Source organism: Ilumatobacter sp. (genome assembly GCF_041688325.1).
Lineage (GTDB): Bacteria > Actinomycetota > Acidimicrobiia > Acidimicrobiales > Ilumatobacteraceae > Ilumatobacter_A.
Genome location: NZ_JBDNIJ010000395.1, coordinates 1 through 7,310 on the forward strand (window position 1 = coordinate 1; position 7,310 = coordinate 7,310).

8 protein-coding genes are annotated in these 7,310 nt (G+C 64.7%); all 8 read right to left on the minus strand.

Annotated features, from left to right (window positions below; translation table 11 throughout):
* On the minus strand, positions 1–841 hold an 841-nt coding region (gene phnD / locus ACH2EI_RS19805), incomplete at its 3' end, for a phosphate/phosphite/phosphonate ABC transporter substrate-binding protein (protein ID WP_395161281.1).
* A 92-nt stretch (positions 842–933) separates the two neighbouring features.
* On the minus strand, positions 934–1,680 hold the full coding sequence (locus ACH2EI_RS19810; protein ID WP_395161283.1) for a GntR family transcriptional regulator: 747 nt from the start codon (positions 1,678–1,680) through the stop codon (positions 934–936).
* A 112-nt stretch (positions 1,681–1,792) separates the two neighbouring features.
* Positions 1,793–3,235, minus strand: a complete 1,443-nt coding sequence (locus ACH2EI_RS19815) for a phosphonate degradation HD-domain oxygenase (RefSeq protein WP_395156430.1) — start codon at positions 3,233–3,235, stop codon at positions 1,793–1,795.
* On the minus strand, positions 3,232–4,479 hold the full coding sequence (locus ACH2EI_RS19820) for an alpha-D-ribose 1-methylphosphonate 5-triphosphate diphosphatase (RefSeq protein ID WP_395156432.1): 1,248 nt from the start codon (positions 4,477–4,479) through the stop codon (positions 3,232–3,234). The genes ACH2EI_RS19815 and ACH2EI_RS19820 overlap by 4 nt, the downstream gene beginning before the upstream one ends.
* On the minus strand, positions 4,476–5,279 hold the full coding sequence (locus tag ACH2EI_RS19825; protein WP_395156434.1) for an ATP-binding cassette domain-containing protein: 804 nt from the start codon (positions 5,277–5,279) through the stop codon (positions 4,476–4,478). The genes ACH2EI_RS19820 and ACH2EI_RS19825 overlap by 4 nt, the downstream gene beginning before the upstream one ends.
* The gene (locus tag ACH2EI_RS19830; RefSeq protein ID WP_395156436.1) at positions 5,276–6,133 is read right to left on the minus strand and encodes an ATP-binding cassette domain-containing protein; all 858 of its coding nucleotides are present in this window, start codon (positions 6,131–6,133) and stop codon (positions 5,276–5,278) included. The genes ACH2EI_RS19825 and ACH2EI_RS19830 overlap by 4 nt, the downstream gene beginning before the upstream one ends.
* On the minus strand, positions 6,130–7,050 hold the full coding sequence (locus ACH2EI_RS19835; protein ID WP_395156438.1) for an alpha-D-ribose 1-methylphosphonate 5-phosphate C-P-lyase PhnJ: 921 nt from the start codon (positions 7,048–7,050) through the stop codon (positions 6,130–6,132). The genes ACH2EI_RS19830 and ACH2EI_RS19835 overlap by 4 nt, the downstream gene beginning before the upstream one ends.
* Positions 7,047–7,310, minus strand: a 264-nt coding sequence (locus ACH2EI_RS19840) for a carbon-phosphorus lyase complex subunit PhnI (RefSeq protein WP_395161285.1), incomplete at its 5' end; no start/stop codon positions are given. The genes ACH2EI_RS19835 and ACH2EI_RS19840, both read right to left, overlap by 4 nt.

Consider the following 7,310-nt stretch of genomic DNA (forward strand, 5'->3'; position numbering starts at 1 on the left):
AGACGATCTTCAGGTTGGCGTCGGCTTCGTTGACAGTCTCGTCCTCGACCATGTCGATGACGCCGCTGATGTCGCCGCTGTCGACGAGCTGGGCGGTGACCATCGAGTCGTACGCGAATCCTGCATCACAGTCGCCGTTCGCGACCGAGATCGCCGAGGCGTCGTGGCCGCCGGCGAAGGTGGGGTTGATCTCGGTTGAGGTCTCGGACGGATCGATGCCGGCGGCCAGGAGTCCTTCGGATGGGAAGAGGAAGCCGGAGGTGGAGCCAGGGTCGACGAAACAGATGTTCTTGCCGGCGAAGTCGTCGATCGAGTTGATGTCTGCGTTGTCGGCCTGGGTGAGCCCGTAGCTGCGGTAGCCGGGTTCGATGTCGGGCCCGTCGGTCATGACGCCGGCGACGCTGATGTCCGCTCCGTTGCTGGTGGCGATCGCGTAGGAGAAGCCGCCAAATTGGGCGACGTCGATGCGGTTGGCGATCATGCCTTCGATCACGCCGGCGTAGTCGGTGGCCTGGAAGAACTCGATCTCGTCGAGGCCGAGTTCGGCTTCGAGAATCGCCTTGGTGGTTGCAAAGTCGGCTTCGAGGCTGGATGCGTTCTCGGCGGGTACGGCACCGAATGCGAGTGTGGTCGGCCAGTCCGCCGGGCGTGCGTCGTCGGCAGCGGTGTCGGGGGCTGGCGCCTCCGCCGGCTCGTCGGCAGCGGACTCAGCGGCCGGCGCAGCAGCCTCGGTGGCCGGTTCGCTGTCGCTCCCGCATGCGGCGATCAAGGCCATGGAGGCAATGCCGGCGGTGACGTAAGTCAACCGGCGGCGGTGGATGTGGTTCGGAATTTTTGTCACGACTCATTGTCTAGACAACCGAGTTGAACCGAAGATGTCCGGTGGACGGACATCAGGAGTCAATGCTGCGAACAGTCGCAGTCGGCCCGTCCTCAACCCTGTCCGGGTGCCGCGGCCGGCTCGTCTGGTGGGAAATCGAGCGTGATCCCGACGTCGAAGACATCGCTGCGGATCCAGGTGTCGGAGTGATGAAGCGCTTCCCCGGTCGCCGCGTTGATCGTCTCGCTGCGGAGGTTCCATGTCAACGGGGGCCCGGTCGCGTAGCCGAGCCGGGCGGCGACGGAACGGTCGGGCTGACCTGTTGAAACAGTTGCTCGTCGGCGCCATGGCCGAGCTCCGAGCTCCTGCAGCGTCTCGAAGATCGAGGCGCCCGATCGCACCGCATCGACGACCTCGGCTCCGATGGGTTCGACGAAGACATCGGTCGCGAACGCTGCGACCAGCCCTTCGACAGCAACGAGGCGCTCCGATATGAGCGTCCGCGGTCTCGACGAAGTCTCCCTCTGCCAACGCACTGACGCGAGCACGATCTCGTGGCTGTAGCCGGCTTCGGCGACGACGCGTCGAAACCTCGGCGGCCGTCCACGCTCGATCGGGTAGGCGAGCTTGAGGGCGGTGAATGTGCCGCGGCCGACGATGCGGCGCACGAGGTTGCGGCGCTCGAGTTCTTTCAAGACCTCGCGGGCGGTCTGGCGATTGATGTCGAAGCTCGCTGCGATCTGCGTTTCGCTGTCCACCAGCGAGTTCGGGACCAAGCTCGACCAGCGCGCAGCAAGTGTGTCCGCAATGGCGACATACCGCGGGAGTGAGGGTGTTCCTCGTTCCGACGTCTCACCCACGAGGACCAGCTTAGAACCGGCTGCAGCGGTGGTCGCAGTGGGTCGCGGCGAAGGAAGTCTTCAACGGCGCAGTGAGCACTCGCCCACCTTGAGGCCGGACGTCGTTTCGAGTTCAGCGCAACGTTGCGGAGACGCTGGCGAGCGATTCGATAAAGGTGCCGAAGGTGTCGAGCGACGGCGTCGACGCGTCAGACAACTTCGCTCCATCATCCCAGCGACGAAGATCGACCGCGGTTTCGAACCCTTCGTTGGCTCGAAACGCGGCAACTTCATCGTCGGTCATGGGTCCGCCCTGGACTTCGAGGCTCCTGACCGACGCGGCGGAGAGCCCGTCGTGGTAACTCGAATCGGTGGCGCACAAGAATCGTTTGGCGGCCACATGGAGTCGGATCGGTTCGGTCACTTCCGGTCCGAACCAGTTGGCAAGGAAGCGGGCGCCGACTTCTTCGTGGTGGAGGTCGCGGGCGAGAAAGTCTCCGTTGCTGTCATGTTCGTCGACCAGCAGATGGCCGATGTCGTGGAGGAATGCGGCAACGATCGTGGCCGACGTGGCCCCGGATTCCATGGCGAGGTTGCCGCATTGCAGCGCATGGGCGAGCTGGGTCACCGCCTCGTCGTAGTTGCTTGCGCCCTTACGTTCGTAGAGGTCGGTGATCGCCGAAGCAACGTCGGCAGCGGTACGAAGCTGCATCCAGGGCACCCGATCAGGAGAGAGCGAGGCGGTGGCGTGGTCGTCGGTCATGGTGCTGGCTCCTGTGTTGTTCGATGTGCTGCTCTGGTCGGTGGCGTCGTCGGCTGATCGGCCGAGGAAGTGGCCGATCGTGCTGACTCGCGCTCGCTCGGCACCGGTGTGGTGATGAAGTCGATTGATCTTGTCGGCGTAGTAGGCGCTGCGCAAGTCGCCTTCGGCGGCCGCGTTGAACGTGAGGAACAAGGCACGCCGTGACCGAGTCGACGTGTTCGATCCACTGCGATGGGGTGTGCGGCTGTGAAACCAGAGCACGTCGCCAGCGCGCATCTCGACGGGTTGCCACTTCAGCGCTCGCTCGGCGGACGCAGGCAAACAGCCGTCGCCGTCGTCGACCAGCAGTTCGTGGTGGCACCCCGCCACGACCTCGAGGCAGCCGTTCTCGATCGTCGAGTCGTCGATGGCGACCATGCACGTGAGGTGCGTGCCGACGAAGCGGTACGCAGTGGCGTCCTGATGCGGTGCGAAACCGGCCCCACCCGGCAGCTTGTGGTTGATCTTCTCCTTGTAGAGCACGATCGGTTCACCAATCAGTTGCTCACCGAGACGGGCAATCACGCCGTCCCCGACGAGCGATCCGAACCCCGGGTGAATCGTGGCGAAGTGTTCGCTGCGAGCGAGCACCGGCCCGTCGTCGGTCATCTCGCGATGCTGGAGAAAGCGCTCATCATCGGAGCCTGCGACTTCGTCGGACCAGTCGCTGAGAGCCTCGCAGACGGCTGGGTCGAGAGAGTCTGTGAGGTGAAGAAAGCCGTCGCGGTGCCACTGGCGAACAGATGCGGAAGGAACGGGGCGTTCAGTGTTCACTTGCTCGCGCCGATCGGCATCGGGGCAACGTGATCGTGAGCTGCGATGACGAGGTGCACAGTCGGAAGTCGACCGTCGAAGTCGACCAGGACAATGTCGCCTCGCTGGCCAACATTCAGGCGCCCGCGGTCCGCAAGCCCGACCGTGTCTGCAGGCCCCGACGTCACGAGCGCAACCCCGGTCGCCAGATCGCACACACCATCATGGACCAGCGTTCCCACTGCTCCGAGCAACGTTGTCGGCATGTAGTCCGACGAGAGCCCATCGCACAGCCCGAGCGATACCAATTCTGCGGCGCTCACGTTGCCCGAATGGCTCCCGCCGCGCACGACGTTGGGGGCACCTGACACGGTTCGAAGACCTCGTTCGTGGGCTCGACGTGCTGCCTCGACAGTGGTCGGGAACTCGGCAATAGACACGGAGCGTTCGACTGCTGCGTCGATCTCGGCGGCTGATGTCGGGTCGTGACCGATCAGCCGGATCGTTCCTCCGTGGGCCCGATTCGCCAGCCACGACAGCGCCCGGTCGACGTTGTCCAGCTTGTCGTCTCGATCGGCAACGATCTGATCGATGTACTGCTTTGCTTCGTCTGGGTCGAGGCCCTTGGTGCCTGCGATGTATCGCTCGTAGTAGGAGCGGTCGGTGTATTGGCCGACGCCCGGTGTGTGATCTTCGGCCGACACTAGCGGGATCTCGTTGATCAGCAGGTCGCCGTGGCGCTGGTTCAATCGAGTCTCCAACGCAACAAGGCCGTCGGTATCGCGCACGTCGAGGCGATACAGAATCTGGTGGTCGACGCGAGCGTCGGCGTCAGCTCTTCTCGTGGTGATCGTGTCGCACAGCAGATGCGCCTGCTCGACCGAGCGGTCGTACTTGGATCCGTTCTCGAAGCCGACGCCATGGAACACGGTGGTTACGCCGGCCGCACGGACACGCGATTCGAACGACCGCAGCGCGAAGTCAGCGGGGAGCACAACGTTGGGGCGTGGCCGAAGCTCTTTTTCGAAACCGTCGGAGTGCGTGTCGACCAGGCCCGCGATGCACAGCATCCCGCGCCCGTCGATCGCGTCGGGCGGTGCCGTTGCAGTGCGCCCGACGGCTTCGATCACACCGTCGCGTATCACGATGGTGCCGGCTTCGATGATCTGGTCGTCGAGCACGAGGCGCACATTTGTCAGCGCCACATCGACGCCGCGCCGATCGTTGCTCGGCGGCATGGTGTGGGGTTCGGTCAATACGGTCATCTGGCGACTCCTTCGAGGTGGTGAAGTACTTCTTCGGGTGGACCCGACTGAACAATGCGTCCGTTGCGCATCACCACGACCCGCGAGGCCAGGCGAGCCATCGCGTCGAGGTCGTGGAACACGGCGAGAACGGCGACGCCGTGCGCTGTGAGGTCTGAGATGAGTTCGAGTGCTGCCTCCCGGTTCGCCGGGTCGAGGGCAGAGACCGGCTCGTCGAGCAGGAGAAGCTGCGGTGCGGAGATGGTGCCGGCGGCCAGGTTGACGCGCTGCTTCTCGCCGCCGGAAAGCACCGAGGCGTACACGTCCCACAGCGACTCATCCACGTGCAGACGACGAAGTGCGGTCGCGGCTGCTTCGACGGCTGTGGCTCGGTCCATGCCGCGGGCGATCCCAGCACGCGCGACGATGTCGAGTGCGCCACGCCGCGGTTCGGCCCGGAGGAACTGTGAGACGTAGCCGAACTGACGGCCGCGTATCGCGGCGAGTTCGGCGTCGGCGAGTGCGGTCAACTCGACAGGTCCAGTAGGCGAGCGCAGTGTTGCAGTGCCCGCCGACGGGAGATAGGTCCGATAGATGCACTTGAGCAGCGTCGACTTGCCGGCGCCGCTCGAGCCCGCCAATGCAACGTGCTCTCCAGCGCTGACATCGAGGTCGATACCGGCCAAACCATCGACCTGTCGGCCATCGACATTGTGGAGCACGAAGTGTTTACGCAGCCCGCGGACCGACAGCACCACCGACTGCGGCTGGGTGCTTCCGTCGGGTTCTGTGCGGGGAGCTTCAGGAGTCGGCTCGCTCATGCTCGGGCCGCCGCAACGAGTCGCTGGGTGTAAGGAGCCTGGGGGTCTTCGAAGAGTTGATCGGTCAACCCTTGTTCGACGACTCGACCGTGCTGCATCACCATGCAGCGGGTTGTGAGCATTTCGATGACGGAGAAGTCGTGCGAGACGACCACCGCCGCGATGCCCAGCTCTTCGAGCAGGCTGCGGATCAGGTCGAGTACGCCGGCGGCGACCGATGCATCAAGCCCCGTTGTCGGCTCGTCGAACAGCACGATCGGCGGCCGATTGGCGAGCGCTCGTGCGAGCTGCACGCGTTGGCGCATGCCACCGGAGAACGTTCGGACGAGGTCGTCCATGCGGTCGAGTGGCACCTCGGTTCGCTCCAGCAGCTCGGCGGCTCGTTCACGGATCTGACCGAAGTGCCGTCCGCCTGCTGCGGTCAGGCGGTCGGCGATGTTTCCACCGGCGGTCACGTTGAGGTCCAGACCATCGGCAGCGTCCTGGTAGACGACAGCGAGTTCGTCAACTCGAAGCGCACGGCGTTCGGACTGGGTCATGGTGAGCAAGTCCGAGGTGGAGCCATCTCGTCGTCGCATCCGAACGGAGCCTGCGCTCGCCGAGTGGTCTCCCGCAATCGCCCTCATCACGGTGGACTTGCCGGACCCGGATTCGCCAATGACACCAAATGCCTCGCCGGCTGCGACATCGAAACTCACATCCCAGGCAGCGACGACCGAGCTGCCATCTGGTGTCTTCTCCGAGCCGACCTCCGGGCCGGTCTGTTCGATGGCAGCTGGATTCTGGGAACCGAAGATCTTTCCGAGTCGGTCGACTCGAAGCACGGTCGGGCGAGGCGCTGACACGAGCGTCATGATTGGCTCGCTTCGACTCGGCGGCGACGACACCATGCTGTGTCGCTGCAGATCCATCGGCCGTCGTCGGCAGCGGCGTCCGACGGCGGGATCTCGATGAGGTACGCCTCGGTGGCGTCACAGAGCGAGCATCGTGCGCCCGGTGTTTTCTCGATTTCGAACGGAACGTCGTCGAAGGTCAGCGGCTCGACGTCGGTGTCGGGTGGGATCGCATAGATCTTGCGTTCACGGCCCGCGCCGAACAGCGACAGGAACGGTGCCCGATGTAGCCGGGGAACGTCCCATCTCGGGATCGGGGTCGTGGCGATCACGTAGCGACCACCGACCAAGCACGGGTAGCCGGTGCTCTTGGTGATCACCCCGTTGCGGACCTTGTCCTCGTAGAGGCTGACCCACATGCGTGAGTAGTCGGCTTCGGCGTGCATCCGCCCGAGCTCGGCGATGTTGCGTTCGACGCCGCGCAGCGGCTCCGGTACCGGCACTTGCAGCACGAGCGTTTGGTGTGCCTCGAGTGCGTCTTCCGGAATCCGGTGGCGGGTCTGGATGACGGTCGCTTCGCTGACTTCGGTGGTTTCTGTGGCGCCGGTGGTGTCGGTGACGAGGCGGCGGAGGTTCACGGCGTTGACTCCCTCGTCGTCTCCTTGGTCGATCACCTTCACCACGTCGTCGAGGCCGACGATGGCGAGCGTGATCTGGAGTCCGCCCGATCCCCATCCTCTGGCGACCGGCATCTCGCGAGAGCCGAACGGCACCTGATAGCCCGGCACGCAGACCGCTGTGAGGATCGCCCGGCGAAGCTCGCGCTTGGCGTGCTCGTCGAGGATCCCGGCCTCGACAGCCGGCTCGACCAATGCGTCGAGTCGTGTCCCCTCGGTCGGGATGGACCAATCGATGGTTTCGGACACGGTGGCGCTCATGCGCAGTCTCCTTCTCGCGGGTCGACCGGCACGGGAGCATCGGTCGCAGTCGTTGTGTCAAACACGGGGTGTTCGGCTGTCCTGGCGCTGCGCATCGCCATCTTCCGGTCGATCATCGATCGGAACGTGACGTAGTGCGGCAGCTTGAGATGTTCGAGGAACCCCGAAGCGTCGAGGCCGTCGGTGGTCATCAGGATCGACTGTTCGAGGTCTGATGCGCCACCGACACCTCCTCCGTCGCGATGGCACGCGATGTCGAG